The organism is Gilliamella sp. B14384G10, assembly GCF_016101685.1.
In the GTDB taxonomy this organism is placed as follows: domain Bacteria; phylum Pseudomonadota; class Gammaproteobacteria; order Enterobacterales; family Orbaceae; genus Gilliamella; species Gilliamella apis_A.
Genome location: NZ_JACFQA010000001.1, coordinates 265,024 through 286,877 on the forward strand (window position 1 = coordinate 265,024; position 21,854 = coordinate 286,877).

A 21,854-nucleotide genomic window follows, 5' to 3' on the forward strand; every position below is an offset into this window, starting at 1 on the left:
CTATAATATTAATTTTTAATTTGATATTATTCTTTCGCGTTTAATTCACTTAGTGGCCATCTAGGTTTAACCTCAATAGCTAGATCAACAAATTGGGATGCTTTAAGATGAATCATTCCAGCATAAGCTATCATCGCACCATTATCAGTACAAAATTCTAAACGAGGATAATAAACTTGTCCTTTACGTTGAGCCATAAGCTCGGCGAGTTGGCGACGTAAAGTTTTATTAGCACTCACTCCACCAGCAATAACCAATCGATTAAAGCCTGTTTGATCTAATGCTCGACGTGACTTTATTAATAAAGTATCAACTAAAGCATCTTCAAAAGCCTTAGCTATATCTGCTCTGGTTTGATCATCAAGATCCTGACCACAACTCTGTTGATGAATGGTATTTGCAGCAGCGGTTTTAAGCCCTGAAAAGCTAAAATCTAAGCCAGGTCTATCCGTCATCGGTCGAGGAAAACGGAATCGTGTTGCATCACCAAGTTCAGCTAATTTCGATAATTTGGCTCCACCGGGATAATCAAGGCCTAACAATTTAGCTGTTTTATCAAATGCTTCCCCTGCAGCATCATCAATTGATTCACCCAGTAATTGATATTGGCCAACACCAGTTACTTTAATTAACTGAGTATGTCCGCCTGACACTAACAAAGCGACAAATGGAAACTCGGGAGGATTATCTTCTAGCATAGGAGCTAACAAGTGACCTTCCATATGATGCACAGCAATAGCGGGTACGTCCCATGCATAAGCCAGTGAACGTCCAATAGATGCGCCAACCATTAAAGCACCAATCAAACCAGGGCCAGCAGTATACGCCACACCGTCTATATCACTTGCACGCAAATTAGCCTCTTGTAGTGCAGCTTGTATCAATGGTACAGTTTTACGAATATGATCTCGAGAGGCCAGCTCTGGTACAACCCCACCATAATCGGCGTGTAATTTAATTTGCGAATAGAGCTGATTGGCAATAAGTCCATGCTTATCATCATAAATGGCAACGCCTGTTTCATCACATGATGTTTCAATACCTAAAATCTTCATTAATGTTTACTCACTAAATCGGCAAGATCATCTTCACTCCAAAGATCTTGTTCACTCAGTTCCTTATCCGCAATGCGATGCTCTTCGGCAGCCCAATCACCTAAATCAATTAATTGACAGCGTTTACTACAAAATGGTCGATATAAACTCTTTTCAGACCATTCAACATTTTTTTGACAGGTTGGACACTTTACGATAGTAACAGTATTTTTATTCATCTAAACACTCTTAAATTAATTGGGCTAACAACAAGCAAGTTCAAATTCAATTGCATCAATATTACTATTATCGCCAGCATAAAGGGGTAAAAAACGAATACTATAACGAGACATATGACCAGAAACTTGTGGGTAAACATTTTTCTCGAAAGCAACACGAATTCGAATCAAATTTACATCACCATTAGTTTCTTGAAAAAAATTATTAGTACAAATAAAAGTTTTAAATTCACCTAGTTGCCTAATAAATTGTAAACATGCTTTTAACGTTTCATCAAGTATTGTAATATGCTGCAACCAGTTATCAACTTGCATATTACGTTTTTCTTGCGGTTGATTTAACCACAAATGGAAAGATGGTAAATCAAAACTACAACATCCACCTGGAATCATCAAACGCTGACGAATCGCCATGATAAATCGATCATCTTTTAGCGGCTGTCCTAAACGTAAACTTGAATTAAATTTAGTTAAAAACAGTTCATATTGGTTAATCATGTCACCAAGCAATTCTTTATCAACACCATCAATATCAATCCAAGAAAGTAATTTTTGCTTTTGCGATTCAATCTCTTTAATCAAATCCCCTTTAACATCATTTCGTTCAATAATTTCGAGTAATTCAGATAAAGCATGAAAAAACAATAAAGCATTATTTTGCTCGAAACGATGATGCGTGTTTAATTGATTAAGTAAAAATTCAAGCCGTAACCAAGTACGCATTTTTTCATTTAATGGATGTTCAAAAACAATGTTATTCATAGCTATTCTTAATTTTAGAGTTATGCAAATATTTTTCATGTAAATCATATATTTGCATTTTTAATGACGCCAAATTACCGTCATTAACAATAATATCATCTGCAAATGCTAAACGATCACTTAATGAAACTTGTGAATCAATCATTCTCTTGGCTAATGACTCACTTATTTTATCACGATCGATTAAGCGCTCTAGTTGTAACGTCTCTGGGGTATCAATTATTAACACCCGATCAGCTAATTGATGTAGATTATTTTCAATTAATAATGGTACAACCCAAATAATATAAGGAGCTGTTTGTTTTGCAATCTGTTGTTGGGTTTCTTGTGCAATAATCGGATGCAATAAATTGTTCAACCATAACCGTTCATGATCATTATTGAAAATAATTTCTCTTAATTGACTTCGATCTAACTCTCCATTTTCTAACAAGATCTCTTGACTAAAATGTTTTACAATCTGTGTTAGTGCAAAGGAGCCTGCAGCAACAACTTTACGAGCAATCACATCAGCGTCAATAATTGGTACACCTAATTGCGCAAATAGATTGGCAATGGTACTTTTACCACTGGCAATGCCACCACTAAGTGCAACAATATAAGACATACACTACTTCCAATAAAGAATCATCTTAATAAGAATTATATCATACAACTATTAAACAGAATACATGGCAATAAATTGCTAAATTAGCCATTAAATTTACGCTCAGCATTACTTTGTTAGTTAGTTAGCTAGATAGATAGATAGATAGATAGATAGATTGTTTGTAGCATAAAATTGTTTTTTTAAATAGTTTTATGAAAATTTTCCATACTATTATGTGATTTAGATCGAAAATCTCACTTTAGTTACCATTTTTATCCATTATTCTAAAAAAAAATAGATAAAACAGTTGTTTTGTTTTTTTAGCTGTATATAATCACATGTATCTGTATATAAAAACAGGAATTTGCCATGAGACCATTAACCGAACGACAACAACAAATTTATGATTTGATTAAAGAAAACATTCAAACTACCGGAATGCCACCAACGCGAGCAGAAATTGCCCAAAAATTAGGATTTCGTTCAGCTAACGCAGCTGAAGAACATCTTAAAGCTTTAGCTAAAAAAGGAGCTATTGAAATGATTGCCGGTTCATCACGTGGAATTCGTTTATTATTAGAACAACCTGATGATCCCAATGAACTTGAAGGTTTACCGCTAATTGGTAAGGTCGCAGCCGGATCGCCAATTTTAGCGCAAGAACATATCGAAAGTCATTATCAAGTATCGCCAAGTTTATTTAAACCTCAAGCCGATTTTTTATTAAGAGTTGAGGGTATGTCAATGAAAGATATTGGTATTTTAGATGGTGATTTACTTGCCGTTCACAAAACTCAACACGTTAAAAATGGCCAAGTTGTTGTTGCGCGAATCGATGACGAAGTAACTGTTAAAAGATTATCGCAAAAAGGTCGTCACGTTAAATTATTAGCTGAAAATGCGGAGTTTGCGCCAATTGATGTCGACTTAGAACAACAAAGTTTTGCTATTGAAGGTATTGCTGTTGGTATTATTCGCAATGGTTCGTGGATGTAAATTTAAAGATAGTATAAAATACTAAGTACTGTTGCTTAGGAGTTAACCATATGTGGCTATTTTGGTTGTATGAATTTTTGGGATTTGTTGGCGTTATACTATTAATTTTTGCTTATTGCCATTTCAGTAAAAAAGGTTTTTGGTCTTTCTTATGGCATAATTTGAAATGGGTTGCATGGAGCGTTGTTGGCGTTTGGTTATTAATTGCTATACTTTGCCGGGGCGATTTATATAATGCAGCCCGTTGTTATTTCCGTGGCGAAAGTATGCATGCAAATACGAAATATTCAATCTTTTGGAGTGAATGTCAAATCGAAACAACAAATGGTAGTTATTTACCTATTGATCGTACTCGCGCATTACCAGGTTCAAAAGATCATGATAGCAATGATAATGGAATTCCTGCTGATAATTTAATTAATTAATTTTATTCATATATCTTCAGGCAATATTGAATATTGCCTGTTACTATTTTAACAAGTCTTTGACCCACTAATATTCATATAAAGCAAGTAATGTTTTTCAAGTTGTCTAAAACCAAAAATCAAAACAAAACTTACACATAAATAGATCACCGCCGCAATACCAAAAGCATGGAAAGGTTGATAAGTTTCGGCATAGATATCACGTGCGATTTTCATCAAATCTTGAACTGTCACCGTAAAAGCTAAAGCTGTCGAATGCAACATAAAAATGACTTCATTACTATAAGCTGGTAATGCAATTCGGAAGGCTCTGGGTAAAATAATGTATCGATATAATTGGCAACGATTAAAACCAAGTGCCGTAGCAGCTTCAATTTCACCATTAGGAACGTTGCGAATAGCACCCGCAAACACTTCTGTAGTATAAGCACAAGTATTTAAAGCAAAGGTTAAAATAGTACAATTCAATCCACTTTGGAAAAAGTCATTTAAAGATTGATGTTGATTAACAAAACTTAATGTATATATACCCGTGTAAATAATTAATAACTGTACATATAATGGTGTTCCACGAAAAATATAAGTAAATAACCAAATAGGCCATTTTATAAAAAAATGTTTTGAATTACGGCCTACCGCTAACACTAATGCAAATAATCCTCCTAAAGATACGGATAAAATCAAGATCCACAAGGTCATTGCTAATCCAGTAATATGATAGCCATCTGACCATAATAAAGCTTTCCAATAATCTTGAAGGATTTCTAACATAACATTGCTCGTTTATAATTTAGCTTTAGTGATACCGGTGGAATAATGCTTTTCAAGCCACCATAGAATAATATTTGAAATAGAGGTGAAAAATAGATAAAAAGCGCCAGCTATAAGTGCAAAAAATAGCGGTTGATATGTTGCTTCACCAGCTGTTTTAGTGGCTTTAACAAGGTCAAACAATCCCAATAATGATACTAATGCTGTTGCTTTTAAAATCACTAACCAATTATTAGCAATGCCAGGTAAAGCAAAACGCATCATTAATGGGAACCTGACATATATAAAGGTGTGGCATTTATTCATACCTAATGCAGTTGCTGCGTCAATTAATGTTTTTGGAACAGCTTGAAATGCACCACGAAACGTCTCAGTAAAATAGGCACCATAAATAAAACCTAACGTAATAATACCTGCCACAAATGGATCAATTTCCAACATATCTACATCAAAAAAATCGGTAATGTTATTTAATAAAAATTGAAGGCCAAAAAAGATCAACATCATTAAAACCAAATCCGGCACACCGCGAATCAATGATGTATAAGCCTGACAAGCTAGTCGTAATACTGACCTTTTTGATAATTTACCAAGTGCACAAATAACGCCAATAATAATGGCAAGAATTAGCGAAAAAATCGCTAATTCAATAGTGATCAAGGCACCTTGTAATATTAGAGAACGATAACCTTGCATGAACTATTTTTTATTACTATAGACGTTGAAGTCAAAATATTTGTCATTTATTTTTTGATAAGTACCGTCATTTAAAATTTCAACTAGTGCTTTATTGAAAGCTTCACGCAGTTCATCATCTTTTTTACGGAATCCTAAACCGACACCAACATCAAAATAACCTTTATCGCTTAAAATTTCTCCGGCAAAAGCGAAATCTTTTCCTTGTGGTTGTTTTAAAAATGCATAACTTCCCGTGACCTCATCTTGTAATGCGGCATCTAAACGACCTGCTACTAAATCTGAGAATACCTGTAATTGATTTTGATATGGCACAATGATAACGCCATTTGGACGCCATTTGTCATTAACAAAGTGTTCCTGTGAAGTACCTTGTTCAACGCCTACTCTTTTGCCTTTTAATGACTCAACATTTGGTAATAAATTAGCACCTTGTTTAGTAATTAATCGAGAATTGGTAAGAAAAATTTCATCTGAAAAAGCAATTTGTTTTTTGCGTTTTTCAGTCATCATTAATGATGATGAAATCATATCTATTTTACGTGACAATAAAGAAGGAATTAATGCATCGAAATCAGTCGATTGAAATTCACACTTAATATTAGCTTTTTCACAAAGTGCTTTGGTAATTTCAATATTAAAACCTGTAATTTCACCATTTTTATCTATAAAATCAAATGGAGCATAAGATGTATCCGAACCAATTTTGATTGATTCTGGTAATTTAGCATCACTCAGACAGGCACAACTTAACAATGCTAACGCCGATATCACTTTAAATAAGTTTTTCATGTTTTCATCCCATAATGATTTTTGAAGGCATAATATAACGTTTTCTTAAATTAATTTATAATAAAAAAAAATTATCAGCCTATCTGATTTGCTTATGCCGTGATTATAATTAAAACCAGTTAACTTAATAGATAATATAAAGTTAATTCTATTTTAAATAAGATAGATAGCTAAAACTGTAAACCACTAATTTAAATAATTATTATCGTCATACTTATTTGCTTTCGCTAAAGATAACAATATAGTATCCTTACTATTATTATGACAACTCAATTCAAACACTAAACAACGTGCATTCATTTATCCTATCCTTACGCAAAGTTTTTTATAGCAGTAATTTACTGTTTAGTATTCGTATGCTGGTTAGTTTGACTGGATCTACATTAGTACCATGGTACTTTGATTCAGTACCTTTAGTGATCCCACTCACATTGGGAGTAGTTGCAGCAGGATTGACAGAGATTGATACACGCTTATTAAGCCGTTGTATTAATATATTATTAACACTAATTTGTTTTGCAATTGCGACATTTTCGGTCGAATTTCTATTCCATGATCCACTATTGTTTATTATTGGCTTAGTTAGCTCAACGTTTCTATTTATTATGCTCGGTTCATTGGGGCAACGTTATGGTGTTATTGCCTTTGGCTCCTTATTAATTGCAGCTTATACCATGCTCGGACATAATTTATTTGCTGATAATTACACTCTTCCTTGTTTTTTATTGTTAGGTGCACTTTGGTATAACCTTGTTTCACTAATTGAATCAATTGTGCAACCTATCCGCACTACACAACAAACTTTAGCCAATTGTTTTATAAAATTAAGTTTTTATCTTGATGCAAAAGCAGCAATGTTCGATCCTGATGAAACAGATGGGTTTAAGCGACAAACTCTTGAGCTAACGACCTGTAATACTCAGGTTATTAATGTATTCAATGACGCTAAACGTTCATTATTTAATCGACTAAAAGGTTTTCGTGGACAAGGCTATATTAGAAAGATGCTTAGTTACTATTTTGTCGCTCAAGATATTCATGAACGAGCCAGTTCATCACATGGCGATTATAAAGCGTTAAGCCACCATTTTAAACATAGTGATCTTTTATTTCGCTTTGCGAGAATCTTAAATTTACAAGCTAAAGCCTGTGCTAAATTGGCTCTGTCAATTAAGTTAAATCAAACTTACCAACATGATCCATTATTTGCTCGCTACTTTGCCTATCTTGAAGAAGCAATAAATGAATATCAACAACAAAATAAGGCTAATTTATTACTCATCAAATCATTACAAAATTTATATCAAAATCTGCTAGCGATCGATTTATTATTAGCCCATATCGATACAGAACAACATTTATCGAAAATCCAAGATGATAACCAATTAATTGATGAAGAACTCACCCGTTTTCATGATATTTTTGCCAAAATTAAGCAAAACTTAACCATCAAATCGTCACTCTTTCGACATGCCATTCGTATGAGTATTGTGTTATTTGTTGGATATATGGTGATTTATTTTTCTAACCTTTCACATGGTTATTGGATTATTTTAACCAGCTTATTTGTTTGCCAACCAAACTATTCAACTACGAAATATCGCTTAAAATTGCGTGTTTTTGGTACTATTTTAGGAATAATTGCCGGTATTCCTTTAACTTACTTGTTTCCTAGTATTGAAGCGCAATTAGTATTGATCATTATAACTGGATGGTTATTTTTCCTATTCAAAAACTCACAATATGCTTATGCCACTGCCTTTATTACCTTATTAGTATTTTTCAGTTTTAGTTTAATCGGTGAAAGCAGTATCTCTGTTGCTATTTCACGCATTATAGCTACCTTAATTGGCTGTTTTATTGCTTGGTTTGCTGTAAGTTTTATCTGGCCTGATTGGAAGTTTAGAAATTTACCTAAATTAGTTGATCGAGTCTGTCACGAAGATAGCCACTATTTAGCAGTAATAGGTAGTCAATATGTCTCCGGTAAAACTAATGATCCCAAATACCGTGTTGCACGACGCGCGGCTCATGATAGTAATGCAGATTTATCCTCCTTAATCAGCTTAATGACTAAAGAGCCACATGTTAAACAAGATGTGATTGACCAAGGTTTTAGATTATTGACCCTTAATCACACTTTAATCAGTTATCTATCCACTTTGGGAGCGCATCGCGATAAAAGTATTTCACCGCATACTTTGGAAATTTTTGATGATATATCGGTTTATATAATTACTATGCTAAGTGACCAAAAAATCGATTCTGAATATCAACCATTGAAAAAAGTGGTTGCTGATTATATTGAATCACTATCAACCAATGATGACCAAAGTAATAATGATCTGCTGGTTATGCAGCAATTAGCCTTAATCTTAGATATATTGCCTGAAATAATTTCTCTTATTTGTGAATTGAATAATAAGACTGCTTAATAGGATTGTTTTAAACGGTTATTATCTTTTGCAATGAAATAAACAACCTTATATTAAGGTAATTTTTTCAATATAACGATTGAATTAGATAACTTGTAAAAAATATTGAGGAGTCTATACCATCATAATGGTATTTATGAATAATTTTAAATAATTACCTCTATATTATTAATTAAAAAATCAATAACAAAATGATTAGCTAAACTATTTTGTTTAGTTGTAATTATTTTATTAGTTAGCATTGGTTGATTTTTGTCTATTCCTCATTTTCTGTTATTACAATTGGCGATTGATAGTGGATTTCATTGATCAAATAGCAAAGACAATCCGCTCGTAAAATATGGCTAATATTTATGCGTTTCTTTTTCGTTATTTAATAAAGCTAATAGTAATGTTTAATGTAATTATTAACTCCAAAATTAATCCATAAGTGGCAAAAAATATTAAGGGGTCTATTTCATCATAAAGTTATTTATAAAAATATTCAGATAATCAAGATGATTTTTAACTTAAAAATTAGCCAAAAATCTTGTAAAAAATATTGAGAAGTCTATACCACCATAATGGTATTTGTGAATGATTTTAGATAGTTACCTTCCATGTTATTCATTAAAAACTCAATAACAAAATGATTAGCTAAGCTATTTTGTTTGGTTGTAATTATTTTATTAGTTGGCGTTAGTTGATTTTTGTTTATTCCTCATTTTGTGTTATTACAATTGGCAATTGATAGTGGGTTTCATTCACGAAATGACAAAGATAAGCAGTTTGTAGAATATGCTTAATTTTGATTGGTGGGTTTTGCGTTAGTTTGTTTAAAGTGTGGTTTAGAGTATTTAAACCAAGAGTGTCACATTGGTATTGTAATTGGGTTATTTTTTGTTTATCAGCGTTAGATAAAATCAATCGTCCCGAGCTGGTAATGTCATCGTCGGTTTTAAGATAAATATTGACTCGTCCATAATTGATAAAATTTTCCTCGAGCTCTTTGCTGTGGTTTATTACTGTCATCAAAATAAGCAAGAAGAACAAAACTAGGACAACCTAGTAAACTATAAACCTGTTTATCATATTCATTAGAAGTATTAGATTTTGTTAATTTATTTAGATCATCAAGAACCATGGGATCTTTGCCATATAAAATATAATGACAACTCCGTTCAGGCATTGATGGTTCTAAATCATGTAAACCAGTAAAACAATCAAGAATGACCTGTTCCATCAGGTCTCGGTTATTTTTTACCATATTAATTTATCCTGCCAATTAGGATCAAAACCATTCGATGCGTCAGCTACCGCCATATAATTAGCGTAACCTTCGGCTAATAACACTTTTGGTAGATTATCTAGTGCAATTGCACTTTCGATAAAACCTGGTGTTTTGCTGAAATAAAGATTATAAAGCACGACAGGAATATTTTCCTCTGGCAGCATACTACCACTAAAGTCAATATTGATATAAAGTTTATAATTGGCAAAATATTTATAATAACCATAAAAACTGCCTCCATCTTCGATATCACCATGTCTATAACCTAATTTAGTTAAAATACCTCGTATAGTGAAACTATCTGTTAACCAACCTAGCCGATCATTAATAATACCGTCGTCAATTTTACTGATGTCAGGTAATGGATGGTTAAACTGATCAAATAACTGATTGAGTTTGTGATGTTTAAAATGCACTTGCCATTGTACAATATCCGTACTGGACATTAATGCTGAATGGGCTAGTGTAATAAAGTGATTTTGATCAACGAAGATTTCATCGTTTTGATTAGTCACTAAACGACTATTTTCCGTTGGTCTAAAACTATTAACGATATGGCCACTTTTATCTAATTGTAACCAAACTAAACCTTGAATTAATCGACCTACAACTGGATGATGCTGTAAATATTTTTGCCAATCTTCCACTCGCCATTGCCGCTGGGCACACATGGCTTCGTAAAAACGGCTACTTTGCATAGTCAGCAATTGGCTAAGCTCTTTTTTACTGTTGTTGAACTGTTTTTTTGCCTCTTTGACAAGTTCAGGATTTTCTCTGTTACGTGCTTCAGGTAATGCTTTAAGCTTTTCTCCTTCAGCATTTTTTAATTGCCACTTAAATTTATCATCCAAACTAGCAATAAAAGTACGCTCACCATAATCAAGAATTAACAAGCCATTATCATCTAAACCTGCGGTCGATATGGTACGATCGGCTAGCTCATCAGTACTCCAACCACTACGCTTAGCAATATGTTCTACTAAATTTCTGGCCTTGTCTTGAATTGAAGCTGTACGATATCGACGCGCTAATGATAATAACAGTTGAATGATAAAAGGATCGTTACTGTACGCCATAGGTTCTAGTATCGCTTCGATCTGAGCTCGCCGTTGAGAATGCTCTCTCATAAAACGGGTTATTAATGATACAGCAACCTGCCCTTTAATACCGCTTGTTAAAGATAGTATCCCTTTGGCTTTAATGGCTGAACCTAGATAATTGGCCAGTATTTCATTTTTAATTTCGTCAAAAACTTGTTCATAAGTAATATTATTATAATGAGGATAATACTTTGGATAACGTTGATAAGCTCTCATATATTGTTGTAGACGTTTATCAGCTAATGAACTCGCTTGCGCTTCTGCTTCCTCGATCGTTGGCATTAAGGTATCTTGTTGGATAAAGCTTTGTAAAATAAATTCGCCTAATTGTTGTTGGCTTTGTTTACTTAATAATTGAGTATAAGTGATGAATAGCGGATGACTAGGATCTTTTAATTTAAATGCTAAACAGATCCACCACTCAATAATTTGAGGATCAACTTTATCACTATTTTGCCAAGTCAAAGTGGGTATTAAGTTAAAATCAAACCAATCAAAATCAGCTGACTTTTTGCCTTTCAAACCTTTTTGAGCTGCAGTCAATAATTGTTTCGCGGTTAAATATCGACTAATGTCTTCATCCATTTTTTCCAATGCGATTAATATTGCTGCTTGCACTATTTCACGCTTCTCTTTTTTCAAAGCTACAATTAAGGCTTCAATGGAATTTTTATTGCCTAGTTCTGCTAACCATTCAGCAGCAGCAAGACGAACTTCTTGTTTAGCCGATGATAAAGCTTGTTCAACTTGATTATGTATATTTGGGATTGCGCTTAGCACATCCTGTGCAGCGTGACGAATTTGTTTAGGTTCATCTAAAGCTAATTCAAATAGGTAAGTTACATATTTAACTGGAATAATTGGAAAAAGGGTTAATATTTTTATCGCATTGATTCTATCAACATAAGAGTCGAACCAGTATTTTTGTTGGCGAGCAAATCCTAATACTTCGTCCAATAAAAATTCATTCTCAGCAAAAAAAGCCCATAATTTGTATGGTTCAGTTTCATAAACATCATGAAAAATATCACTGGTTAAAAATGGTATTGCGATAATATGTTGAATATGTTTAATGGATTGAATACCTTTATAGTAGTTTAACTTTTCAAAGATATCGGCGATTTGTCGAAGATCAAAATTTCTTATTACATCATATTTTCTATACATATTTAGAAAACAATATTCACTATTCATATTAGTAGGACCTTCAACTAATATAGTCGCACGAAGTAAGTGAAATAAAGTAAACTCAGGTAAATTTTGTAATCTTTTTTTTCTCAACAAAAATCGAAAATCGATATTTTTTTTGATTTTTTTTACTAATATTGAATGTTCTATTTTACCATTCAAATATTCAAAGATATTATCTAAATCTTTGCTGGTAGTTTTTTTCAATAATTGATAACGTTCTTGCAAATGAACCCACGGCAAACCATTTTTTTGATTATTTTCAATCTCTTTTTGTGCATCCTTTTCACACTCGATCAAAAATTCTTGAAAATTTTGCTGTAACAAATCACGAGCACTTATTGACAATGGCGTGTCAATAAGAGGTTCAAAACCAGGAATAACTAAATCAGATTGTCGTTTAACCGTATTGGCACTTTCCAATCGTGTTAAAGCACTTTCAATCGCAGTAATTACCGTTTTATTGGTTTCGTCTGCCAATGCTTGTTTTAAAATTATAGGATCAGCAACAATTCTAGTTAGTAAGACAGCCGCATTACTACGTTGCTTAACTGAACCAGATGTTAAAAAAGATTGTAACTGAATTTGAATAATATCACTTGGTAAGCTAAACAGAATTTCAGTAGCTAATTGATTGATCTGCTTATTAGTATTTAATGCCTGCATGGTAATAAAATCAGCCAAAGGCAATTGAAGTTCCATATGCTTTTGAATATATTTTAACTGATCTATTTGCCCTAAGATCGCTAACCCTTGAGTCGGTAGTTGCTTAAATAATGTTATATGCTTCTGAATATAGGGCAATAAACCATTTATCATAAAAAAGTATTTGAAGTGGCTATGAGATAGAACGCTAATATTTTGCCGATCAAAGATTGCAAACAGTAAGTTTTCGCCTAAACCTATTTGTTCAATTTCAAGTAATTGATGTAATTGCTGAATTGTCCAACTTTCACGTTGATCAATTTTTTCTTCGTTTTCACAATAAGTTGGTAACGAGGTAATCAGTCCATCATATAACAGATAGATGAACCATGTTGGTAATTTCTCACTAGACACTTTAACGAAAGATAAATGGTCACATAAGGTCGCAAAGACGCGAGCAAAGCGAATTATTTGTTCTGGCGAAAAAGTTCCAGTCCAACGGCGATAAAACTCAAGACGAGCTTGTTCTGCTTCATGAGTTTTGCTAAAAGTAGCAACGCTATAAAGCTCGCAAGGCCTGCGCATATATTCATAGATTTTATAAGCTGTTTTAGAAGTTTGGCATAATTTATCAAAATCGCCCAACACCTCTAGTTCATCACCTTGTAAAATATATTGGCTAATACGGGATGGTAAGCTTTGATCCTGTACGCTTAATGGTTCAAAAATAGTCTTAATTAATTGTTCAGGTGATAATTGTTCTATTTTTTTCATATTCCTTTTTCTCACATAAAACATCAAAACTTTGGCATACCTTTGCAACAGTATTGTGCATTATATTTATTCGCTAATTGTTCCGATTCAATTTTGCCATTTAAATCATTATAAATATTATCAATATAATTCATTCCTTCATCATCAATAAGCTAGTTATGTTTAGTCAAAAATCTTTGTTGTTTTGTTAATCTATTTTTCAGCCTTTCTCCTTGTCCGATGACCTCTGGCAAAATTTTGTCATCTTATAAAAATAATGATTATCAAATTCGCTTTTCTAATTACTTAATAATGAGAACAATTAACCACCAATTACCTGATTAGCCATATCTTTATCAGAAGATAAAATCAATCTTTTTAGTTGGTAAAAAATTACCTATATGATAGTGATATCGCATCAAACAATATTATCTTTAATTTATGCTAATTAGTGTTCAACATAAACTAGCAAGAAATTTATCATTTTGATTTATTTTATCTTATTTAGAATTAGTTGACCAATATATAATTTAAAATAATTCATTATTAGTAACGTAGAAAATCCATCATATTTTCATGACCAAATATGATTTGTAAGCTAAAAATTGAAGGTAGATTTGATTATCGAATGAGTTTTAATAATTAGAAAGTAAAAATAAAGCTACAGCTGTAATCAGATAAGTATCACAATTAATTTCGCTGAATTTATTGCTAGCTTGATAATAGTGAGTAATTTATTATATAGATAAATGGAAAACTATTTTTATTGGTTTAACTTCTATGGTTTTCATTACAAATGTTTGTTCAAAGCACCTAGTTTTAGCAAAACATTCTTTTTGTTTGAAGATTATTTAATGTACTATTAATACCGATATCCATTTAGTTATCGCTAGTCAAAAAGTCTATCAGCATATTTAATAATATTAGTTCAAACCAACATGACTGTATTAAGCTAAAACTAGGTTGTAATATATAAACTAGTTAGTTATCTGTTTTCTTGTTCTTTTAACCATGCTATTTCTTGTGCCCAAATATCTGGGTTAATCGTTTCAAGAATAAGTGGTATTTCATCAATTCGCGAGTCTTGCATAATAAATTTAAATGCGATTTCACCAATGGTACCTTTACCTAAGCTGTCATGACGGTCAACATGGCTGGCGAGTTCACTTTTGGCGTCATTTAAATGCATACCACGTAAATATTTATAACCAACAATTTTTTCAAATTCATCAAAAGTTTCTTTGCAGGCTTTTTCGCTGCGTAAGTCATAACCAGCAGCAAAGGCATGACAGGTATCAATACAGACACCTACACGGCTTTTGTCTTCTACTTTATCGATAATTTGCGCAAGATGTTCAAATTTATAGCCTAGGTTAGATCCTTGTCCTGCTGTGTTTTCTATCACAGCGACGACACTTTTGGTTTTATCTAGCGTGATATTTATCGATTCGGCAATCCGCGCTAAACATTCATCAACCGAAATTTTTTGTAAATGACTACCTGGATGAAAGTTTAGCAAAGTTAGGCCTAACTGTTCACAACGTTGCATTTCGTCCAGAAACGCGGTACGTGATTTTTCAAGTTGTTCACTATCAGGGCTACCTAAATTAATTAGATAACTATCATGAGGTAGAATTTGTTTATTGGTGAATCCATATCGTTCACAACGTTTTTTGAAACTATCAATCACTGCAGTTTCAAGCGGTTTTGCATGCCATTGTCGTTGATTTTTAGTAAATAGAGCGAAGGCTGTTGCGCCAATTTGATAAGCATTTATTGGCGCATTATCCACACCACCAGCTGCACTCACATGTGCACCAATGTATTTCATATTTTTCCCCTAATTATTCGTTTGAGCCACTATTGCGTTGAAGTTGATCACGTAAATTAGGTGGGACGCCCTTAATAACGAGTGAATCAGTTTGTGGGTCCCATTTTATACGCTCACCTAATAGATCGGAGTTAAAACTTAGGGTTAATCCACCACCACTACCGGAGAATTTTTTTAATTGACGTAAGGCACTACGATCAGCAGGGAATGTATCTTCTAAATCATATTCGCTATTTTTTACAAATTCCATAAAGTTATTTTCGTCACTTGTTGGTAATTCATTAGCAAGATTTTTCAGCTCTATCTCTTCTCCTGCTTGTAATTGAGCTTGACAATAGTTATAGACATTTTCACGAGCATTGGTTTTATCTTGTTTGTCAAATTGCATCTCTTGACAGTAATCATCTACCGCTTTAACAAGAGTTTTATTTTGCGCTTTTGCATCTAATCCTTCACTAGCACCTAAGTAATCCATGAAAAAATCAGATACTTTTCGCCCGACTCGGCCTTTTAAGAAAGTTAAATAACGTTTTGATTCTGGTGCGGTTTGCCATTCAGTAATATCAATACGGGCAATAATATCAGCATGATCGATATCTAGATACTGAGTTTCAGAGATATTAAGCTCCTCATTAACTAACATGCTTAAGCAACTATTTAATACAGCAATAATTAGATATTCAACAGCAAGGTATCGATAGTGGCAAAAAATAACAGTACCACCTTCTGCAAATGGATATTTGGCTAATTCATTACGCAACTGTTTGGTTGATTCTTGACTAAAATTAAGAAAATTTTGATTACCTAAACGTAACTCTTTAAGTGATTGTTCAAAAAGACTTTCACTATTAAATAAACCATATGCTTTGCTTTTATTGTTGTAAATTCTATTAATATCTTCAATCAAGTTAGCAACAGCTTGTTCATTACCGAGGAGTGAGTCACGAAGTTGTAGTTCAATTTCAGTATCACTTTTTCTAATTAATTTATGTAGAACTATATTCTCAATTTGTACGCTCATGGAGATTCCTATTTGGATCGGATAATTTAATGGGGTATATTTTAACAAAGCACTAAAAAAGTGCTATCATCAATTTATAACTCTGCTAAACTAAGTAACATTGTTGTAGTCAATTTTATACTTTACGTATCCTTGTTCTAAAACTTCTTTATAACTTTTAACCTTTTATCAATGTGAATCAAAATGACAAACTCACACGATATTTATGATGATTTTAAACATAAAAAAATCAGCTTATTGTTTTGGCAATATGCGCTTCCATCTATTATCGGCACAACAGTGAATACGCTGTATAACATTATTGATGGAATTTTTATTGGCCATTGGATTGGTCGTGAAGCACTAAGTGGCGCTGGTATTATTTTACCAGTTATGAATCTTGCTGCGGGTATTGGCATGCTAGTAGGTATTGGTTCTGCCAGCCGAATATCTATCTTTTTAGGCAGAGGAGAAATCGATAAAGCAGAAAAAGTAGCAGGAACTTCTTTTATGTTAACTGCCGTACTTAGTGGTATCACTTTAGCCTTACTACTCTATTTTATCGATCCTGTTTTACACTTTATTGGTTCAAGCCCAACCAACCATATTTATGCTCGTGAGTTTTTAGAGGTGTTTTTACCGGGCAGTATATTTATCACATTAACATTTAATTACAACAATATGATGCGCGCCAGTGGCTATCCGTTTAAAGCCATGGTGACTATGTTTATTAGTGTGATTGCGAATATTATTCTTGCACCAATTTTTATTATTGCTTTAGGTTGGGGAATGAGAGGAGCAGCTTTTGCTACCACTCTCGCAATGTTCATAAGCTTTTTATTTGTGATGCAGCACTTTATTAGCAAAAACAGTAATATAAAGCTATATCGTCGTAACTTTAGGCTCGATTTTACTTACATTAAGTCGATTTTGTCGATTGGCATGTCACCATTTGCTATGCAAGTTGCCGCCTCAGTGGTAGTTGTTTTTATAAACTGGCAGTTAACCCGTTATGCCCCGATTTCACTTGTTTCAAGTGATGATGCGATCGCCGGTTATTCTAATGCTAACCGATTAATTACACTGATTATCATGATTGTCATCGGCGTAAATCAAGGTATGCAACCGATTATTGGTTATAATTACGGCTCTAAAAATTATGTTCGGGTGAAAGAAACGTTTATCTATGCAGTTAAAATTGCCACAGTTATCACCAGTGTTGGCTTTATATTTGGTTGCTTTATTCCTGAGGTGCTGGTTAGAGCGTTTAGTTCTGATGTCGATTTAGTGGCGATATCGGCTATTGCATTACGTTATACTACGTTTTCATTTGCATTAGTCGGTTTTCAGATGGTAACAACTAGTTTTTTCCAATGTATCGGGATGGCAAAGATCTCTATTTTGTTAAGCCTTTCAAGACAACTTCTAATTTTACTACCAACACTTTATATTCTACCATTATTCTTCGATTTAGATGGCGTTTGGGCAGCATCACCAACTGCAGACCTTTTATCAACGGGTATCGCTTATGCTGCGTTATATTGGTATTTTAAATCGATAAAAAGAAGACATCGATTAGCTTAAGCAGGTTTATATTAAGCAATTAGTTGATGAAGATTGATTTTATAACTCTAAAAAATGAAAAAGGCGGACTTGGTCCGCCTTTTTCATTTGAATTTAACTGTAGTTTAGTTAATTCTCACTAAAACTAAATTCTAATTAACCAACAATTATTGACAAATTGGATGCTCCACACCGCCTTCACAAGCTTTTTCAAATAAATCCATCGCTTTATTGTGATCTTTTTTTAAGCCAGCCATACCATTTTCATACATGACAGCTAAATTAAACTGAGCTTCAGGTATACCTTGTTCAGCTGCTTTTTCATACCAGTATCGAGCTTTAATTGCATCTTTTTTAATACCTTGACCAAAAAAATACATATCACCTAAAAAAGATTGAGCATAAGACAAACCTTGTTCTGCTGATTTTTCAAGTAGTTCTTTTGCTTTTAATAGATCTTTTTCAACTCCTCGTCCTTCTTTATACATGCCACCTAAATTTAATTGCGCATACATATCATTTTTTGCCACACCTTTTTCATACCACTCTTTCGCTTTAGCATAGTCTTGTTCAACGCCATTACCCTTATCATACATAGTACCTACATTGGATTCGGCTCTTCCATTGCCTAGTGCAATAGCTTTATCAAACCATTCTCTCGCTTTAACATAGTCTTTTTCAACACCATCTACCCCATTGAGGTATCTATAGCCTAACTCATTTAGTGCAACTGGATCATTTTGCTCGGTGGCAATTTTTAGCACTTCATCATATGGTACATTATCATATTTAGCTGCATTAACCGAACATGCAAAAAATAAAATTAATAAACCACTTGTAAGCATTTTTTTCATATTAGTTATTCCTTTTCATCCTTTAATATTTTTATATATTTACAACAAAAATAATATCATTATATTAGCAATATTTAATTGATTTTCAAGTAGAAGAAAAAATAGATTTTAGAGGTTTAAAATAGGAATACAAGACAGTCAAATTAGAAAATTAATCTATTCTTAGTTACCAGCAAATCAATGATCAGATTAGTGAAATTATTGTCTTTAGTTCAATAATTCAATCGTTCAATTAAATTCAATTAATAATATCGTTTTTAATTATTAATTACGCTTGATAATGTAACTATAATCAAACAGACAAAGATAAATAACATACCAATCCAAGCTATTAATGACAGCGATTCGCCAACAATTATCATAGCGAGAATTGCAGCAATAACCGGTTCCAATAGACTAATAGTAGTTGCTAAACTGGCAGATATTTTCGATAATCCATATCCATAGCATAGATATCCTAAAAACATTGGAATCAATGCCATATAACAGCCAACTGCAATATTATTCCATGCTGCAAAAAATGTCGTTCCCGTTATTAGCATCACTGGAATCAGTAATAAACCGCCACAACCAAATGTAGCACCCATGGCCGCTTTGCTATCTATACCTTTTAACATTAATTGTCGTGCTGACCATGAGTAAAGAGCATAAGTAAAACCAGCAATAAGTCCTAATAAAATTCCCAAACCAACATGATTATATTCAACTGTGGTCGAAGCATTTTCAGAAAATGCTAACATAGTCATGCCGATAATACCCAATAAAGCACCAATAACCCATTGTTTTGTCACTTGGAAATCACGACTAATATATTCAATTATAGCTGATAAGATTGGCGCTGATCCTATTGAAACAACCGTACCGATAGTAACACCCGATAAACGCATCGATGAATAAAATGCCAAAGGATAGATAGCCACGGCTAAGGCACCTACAATTAAAAAACGGCTATGAGTTGTTAATGATGAGTGGTTTTGCTTGATATTATAAATAGCTAATCCGCATTGCAATATCCCCCCAATGCCCATTGCGAATGAACCAACAAATAAAGGAGATAAAGTAGGAGCAAAAGTGGCTGCTGTGCCAGTTGTGCCCCATAATAGCGATGCCAAAATAACCGCAAAAATACCGAGATACTTATTCATCAACAAGTAAATTATTCGATATTTTGTACTTGCTCGCGGATTTGCTCAATCAACACTTTGAGTTCAATCGCGCTAGCGGTTACATCAGCATTAATTGATTTTGAAGCAATAGTATTAGATTCACGGTTGAACTCTTGCATCATAAAATCGAGTCGACGACCTACTGCCTCATTTTTCTTTAAGATCGAATATGTTTCGTTAACATGCGTCATTAACCGATCTAGTTCTTCAGCGACATCAATTTTTTGGGCAACCATAACAATTTCTTGTTCTAAACGTGAATTATCAAGATCAATATTAGCTTCTTCAAGCTTACTTTTTAATCGTTCTTTTTGCCATTCTAAAATCTGCGGCATCCAAGTACGAATTTTATCAACTTCCACGGTTATCGCTTGTAAGCGTTGAGTAATTAATTCACAAAGCGCTTTACCTTCACGCTCCCGAACGGCGATAAACTCATCAATAGCGGTTTCAAGTAAAGCCAAAATTTCTTGCGAAATAGTATCCAAATTTTGTTCTTTACTTGACATGACACCAGGCCAACGTAAAACATCAAGCGGATTTATTTGTCCCGTTTGATACTCACGTTTTATCCAGTCACCAGCAGCTAATATTTGTTTAGCAAGTTCAATGTTTAATGACAATTCTTGATGTTGTGCTGCTGGATCTAATTCGAAACGTAAATTACATTCGACTTTTCCGCGCGTTAATCGTGCTCGAAGTCGTTCACGAATAATTGGCTCAAGAGAGCGAAACTGTTCGGGTAAACGAATATAGGTTTCTAAGTAGCGTTGATTGACCGAACGTAACTCCCAAGAAGCACTACCCCATGATTGGTTCAACTCTTTTCGCGCATATGCGGTCATACTAGAAATCATAATAGGTCCTAAATTTATAAAAAACTTGCTGGGCATTGTATCACAAATTCTGTATAATGTGCTCTTAGCTTAGGCTAAACATCAACGCTTTCTTGTTGATGTCCTCCTAAATGATTTAATAAGTTCAAAGATAAATTTTAAAATAAAACTGCTGGAGAATTGCATGCGCCCGTCTGGTCGATCCGCGGAACAAGTCCGCCCAATCAAAATAACCCGTCATTACACTAAGCATGCAGAAGGTTCTGTATTAGTCGAGTTTGGTGAAACAAAAGTACTTTGTAATGCAACAATTGAAGAATCTGTACCTCGCTTTTTAAAAGGTCAAAATCAAGGTTGGGTAACCGCTGAATATGGTATGTTGCCTCGAGCAACCAATTCAAGAACTCAACGTGAAGCGGCAAAAGGAAAACAAACAGGCCGTACGATGGAAATCCAACGCCTTATTGCCCGTTCATTACGCGCAATGATTGATCTAAAATTATTAGGGGAATATACCATTACATTAGACTGTGATGTTATCCAAGCTGATGGAGGCACTAGAACAGCATCAATAACTGGTGCTAGTGTGGCATTAGTTGACGCAATAAACATGATGTTAGCAAGTGGTAAAATCAAGCAAAACCCAATTAAATCTTTAGTGGCTGCCGTATCGGTAGGCATTGTTAATAGTGAAGCGGTATGCGACTTAGAATATATTGAAGATTCTAATGCCGAAACCGATATGAATGTGGTAATGACTGATGATGGTCGTATCATTGAAGTTCAAGGTACTGCCGAAGGTGAACCATTTAGTCATGAAGAATTATTAACTTTATTAGAACTGGCAAAAAATGGCATTACAACCATTATAGAAGCACAAAAACAAGCTTTAAAAGATTAATTGGAGAG

Annotated in this window: 19 protein-coding genes; 5 read left to right on the forward strand and 14 right to left on the reverse strand. The window is 33.5% G+C overall.

Features of this window, described 5'->3' with window-relative positions:
* Positions 1–26 precede the first annotated feature (26 nt).
* The 4 genes from tsaD to coaE are packed head-to-tail and all read right to left on the reverse strand — an operon-like array spanning position 27 to position 2,642.
* Positions 27–1,055, reverse strand: a complete 1,029-nt coding sequence (gene tsaD, locus H3T54_RS01290) for a tRNA (adenosine(37)-N6)-threonylcarbamoyltransferase complex transferase subunit TsaD (RefSeq protein WP_198220485.1) — start codon at positions 1,053–1,055, stop codon at positions 27–29.
* A complete protein-coding gene (gene yacG / locus H3T54_RS01295; protein ID WP_086358539.1) occupies positions 1,055–1,273 on the reverse strand; it encodes a DNA gyrase inhibitor YacG in 219 nt (72 codons plus the stop codon). Before yacG ends, tsaD begins: the two co-directional genes overlap by 1 nt.
* A 24-nt stretch (positions 1,274–1,297) precedes the next feature.
* Positions 1,298–2,035, reverse strand: coding sequence for a cell division protein ZapD (gene zapD, locus H3T54_RS01300; protein WP_198200251.1), 738 nt, complete (start codon positions 2,033–2,035; stop codon positions 1,298–1,300).
* Complete coding sequence (coaE, locus tag H3T54_RS01305) at positions 2,028–2,642, reverse strand: dephospho-CoA kinase (RefSeq protein ID WP_198220487.1); 615 nt, start codon at positions 2,640–2,642, stop codon at positions 2,028–2,030. The genes zapD and coaE overlap by 8 nt, the downstream gene beginning before the upstream one ends.
* 351 nt (positions 2,643–2,993) lie before the next feature.
* Here coaE and lexA point away from each other — a divergent pair, with 351 nt between their 5' ends.
* Together lexA and H3T54_RS01315 are read left to right on the forward strand one after the other, a co-directional pair.
* Positions 2,994–3,620 carry a transcriptional repressor LexA gene (gene lexA / locus H3T54_RS01310; RefSeq protein ID WP_110447607.1) on the forward strand — a complete coding sequence of 209 codons (627 nt, stop codon included), beginning with the start codon at positions 2,994–2,996 and terminating at the stop codon, positions 3,618–3,620.
* Positions 3,621–3,670: 50 nt separating this feature from the next.
* Positions 3,671–4,045 carry a hypothetical protein gene (locus H3T54_RS01315; RefSeq protein ID WP_110447606.1) on the forward strand — a complete coding sequence of 125 codons (375 nt, stop codon included), beginning with the start codon at positions 3,671–3,673 and terminating at the stop codon, positions 4,043–4,045.
* A gap of 48 nt (positions 4,046–4,093) precedes the next feature.
* Here the strand turns inward: H3T54_RS01315 and hisM are convergent, their stop codons facing one another.
* The 3 genes from hisM to H3T54_RS01330 are packed head-to-tail and all read right to left on the reverse strand — an operon-like array spanning position 4,094 to position 6,304.
* Positions 4,094–4,816 carry a histidine ABC transporter permease HisM gene (gene hisM, locus H3T54_RS01320; RefSeq protein WP_198220489.1) on the reverse strand — a complete coding sequence of 241 codons (723 nt, stop codon included), beginning with the start codon at positions 4,814–4,816 and terminating at the stop codon, positions 4,094–4,096.
* Between the two features lie 12 nt (positions 4,817–4,828).
* On the reverse strand, positions 4,829–5,512 hold the full coding sequence (locus tag H3T54_RS01325; protein ID WP_110447604.1) for an ABC transporter permease: 684 nt from the start codon (positions 5,510–5,512) through the stop codon (positions 4,829–4,831).
* Positions 5,513–5,515: 3 nt separating this feature from the next.
* On the reverse strand, positions 5,516–6,304 hold the full coding sequence (locus H3T54_RS01330) for a lysine/arginine/ornithine ABC transporter substrate-binding protein (RefSeq protein ID WP_198220491.1): 789 nt from the start codon (positions 6,302–6,304) through the stop codon (positions 5,516–5,518).
* Between the two features lie 290 nt (positions 6,305–6,594).
* Here H3T54_RS01330 and yccS point away from each other — a divergent pair, with 290 nt between their 5' ends.
* On the forward strand, positions 6,595–8,739 hold the full coding sequence (gene yccS / locus H3T54_RS01335; protein WP_370527327.1) for a YccS family putative transporter: 2,145 nt from the start codon (positions 6,595–6,597) through the stop codon (positions 8,737–8,739).
* Between the two features lie 937 nt (positions 8,740–9,676).
* On the opposite strand, the gene H3T54_RS01340 is transcribed toward yccS, so the two are convergent.
* From H3T54_RS01340 to yejK, 4 genes are all read right to left on the reverse strand, one after another.
* Entirely contained in the window at positions 9,677–9,985 is a 309-nt protein-coding gene (locus H3T54_RS01340) for a hypothetical protein (RefSeq protein ID WP_198220495.1), read from the reverse strand.
* Entirely contained in the window at positions 9,979–13,716 is a 3,738-nt protein-coding gene (locus H3T54_RS01345; RefSeq protein WP_198220497.1) for a DUF4132 domain-containing protein, read from the reverse strand. Before H3T54_RS01345 ends, H3T54_RS01340 begins: the two co-directional genes overlap by 7 nt.
* A gap of 964 nt (positions 13,717–14,680) precedes the next feature.
* Positions 14,681–15,526: a deoxyribonuclease IV gene (gene nfo, locus H3T54_RS01350; RefSeq protein ID WP_198220499.1), complete on the reverse strand. Its 846-nt coding sequence runs from the start codon at positions 15,524–15,526 to the stop codon at positions 14,681–14,683.
* A gap of 13 nt (positions 15,527–15,539) precedes the next feature.
* Positions 15,540–16,547, reverse strand: a complete 1,008-nt coding sequence (gene yejK / locus H3T54_RS01355; protein WP_065613239.1) for a nucleoid-associated protein YejK — start codon at positions 16,545–16,547, stop codon at positions 15,540–15,542.
* A 183-nt stretch (positions 16,548–16,730) separates the two neighbouring features.
* On the opposite strand from yejK, the gene H3T54_RS01360 reads away from it, so the two are divergent.
* Complete coding sequence (locus H3T54_RS01360) at positions 16,731–18,110, forward strand: MATE family efflux transporter (RefSeq protein ID WP_198220501.1); 1,380 nt, start codon at positions 16,731–16,733, stop codon at positions 18,108–18,110.
* 146 nt (positions 18,111–18,256) lie between these two features.
* Here H3T54_RS01360 and H3T54_RS01365 read toward each other — a convergent pair whose 3' ends face one another.
* From H3T54_RS01365 to H3T54_RS01375, 3 genes are all read right to left on the reverse strand, one after another.
* Positions 18,257–18,943: a tetratricopeptide repeat protein gene (locus H3T54_RS01365; protein WP_110447595.1), complete on the reverse strand. Its 687-nt coding sequence runs from the start codon at positions 18,941–18,943 to the stop codon at positions 18,257–18,259.
* 257 nt (positions 18,944–19,200) lie between these two features.
* Positions 19,201–20,088, reverse strand: a complete 888-nt coding sequence (locus H3T54_RS01370) for a DMT family transporter (RefSeq protein WP_198220503.1) — start codon at positions 20,086–20,088, stop codon at positions 19,201–19,203.
* Positions 20,089–20,099: 11 nt separating this feature from the next.
* Positions 20,100–20,966 carry a YicC/YloC family endoribonuclease gene (locus H3T54_RS01375; protein WP_110447593.1) on the reverse strand — a complete coding sequence of 289 codons (867 nt, stop codon included), beginning with the start codon at positions 20,964–20,966 and terminating at the stop codon, positions 20,100–20,102.
* Positions 20,967–21,129: 163 nt separating this feature from the next.
* Here H3T54_RS01375 and rph point away from each other — a divergent pair, with 163 nt between their 5' ends.
* Positions 21,130–21,846, forward strand: a complete 717-nt coding sequence (gene rph / locus H3T54_RS01380) for a ribonuclease PH (protein ID WP_198220505.1) — start codon at positions 21,130–21,132, stop codon at positions 21,844–21,846.
* Positions 21,847–21,854: the final 8 nt, after the last annotated feature.

Bases quoted from the DNA above. Each gene is read 5' to 3' on its own strand.
- tsaD (WP_198220485.1), bottom strand. From the start codon at position 1,055: ATGAAGATTTTAGGTATTGAAACATCATGTGATGAAACAGGCGTTGCC.
- yacG (WP_086358539.1), bottom strand. From the start codon at position 1,273: ATGAATAAAAATACTGTTACTATCGTAAAGTGTCCAACCTGTCAAAAA.
- zapD (WP_198200251.1), bottom strand. From the start codon at position 2,035: ATGAATAACATTGTTTTTGAACATCCATTAAATGAAAAAATGCGTACT.
- coaE (WP_198220487.1), bottom strand. From the start codon at position 2,642: ATGTCTTATATTGTTGCACTTAGTGGTGGCATTGCCAGTGGTAAAAGT.
- lexA (WP_110447607.1), top strand. From the start codon at position 2,994: ATGAGACCATTAACCGAACGACAACAACAAATTTATGATTTGATTAAA.
- H3T54_RS01315 (WP_110447606.1), top strand. From the start codon at position 3,671: ATGTGGCTATTTTGGTTGTATGAATTTTTGGGATTTGTTGGCGTTATA.
- hisM (WP_198220489.1), bottom strand. From the start codon at position 4,816: ATGTTAGAAATCCTTCAAGATTATTGGAAAGCTTTATTATGGTCAGAT.
- H3T54_RS01325 (WP_110447604.1), bottom strand. From the start codon at position 5,512: ATGCAAGGTTATCGTTCTCTAATATTACAAGGTGCCTTGATCACTATT.
- H3T54_RS01330 (WP_198220491.1), bottom strand. From the start codon at position 6,304: ATGAAAAACTTATTTAAAGTGATATCGGCGTTAGCATTGTTAAGTTGT.
- H3T54_RS01340 (WP_198220495.1), bottom strand. From the start codon at position 9,985: ATGGTAAAAAATAACCGAGACCTGATGGAACAGGTCATTCTTGATTGT.
- H3T54_RS01345 (WP_198220497.1), bottom strand. From the start codon at position 13,716: ATGAAAAAAATAGAACAATTATCACCTGAACAATTAATTAAGACTATT.
- nfo (WP_198220499.1), bottom strand. From the start codon at position 15,526: ATGAAATACATTGGTGCACATGTGAGTGCAGCTGGTGGTGTGGATAAT.
- yejK (WP_065613239.1), bottom strand. From the start codon at position 16,547: ATGAGCGTACAAATTGAGAATATAGTTCTACATAAATTAATTAGAAAA.
- H3T54_RS01360 (WP_198220501.1), top strand. From the start codon at position 16,731: ATGACAAACTCACACGATATTTATGATGATTTTAAACATAAAAAAATC.
- H3T54_RS01365 (WP_110447595.1), bottom strand. From the start codon at position 18,943: ATGAAAAAAATGCTTACAAGTGGTTTATTAATTTTATTTTTTGCATGT.
- H3T54_RS01370 (WP_198220503.1), bottom strand. From the start codon at position 20,088: ATGAATAAGTATCTCGGTATTTTTGCGGTTATTTTGGCATCGCTATTA.
- H3T54_RS01375 (WP_110447593.1), bottom strand. From the start codon at position 20,966: ATGATTTCTAGTATGACCGCATATGCGCGAAAAGAGTTGAACCAATCA.
- rph (WP_198220505.1), top strand. From the start codon at position 21,130: ATGCGCCCGTCTGGTCGATCCGCGGAACAAGTCCGCCCAATCAAAATA.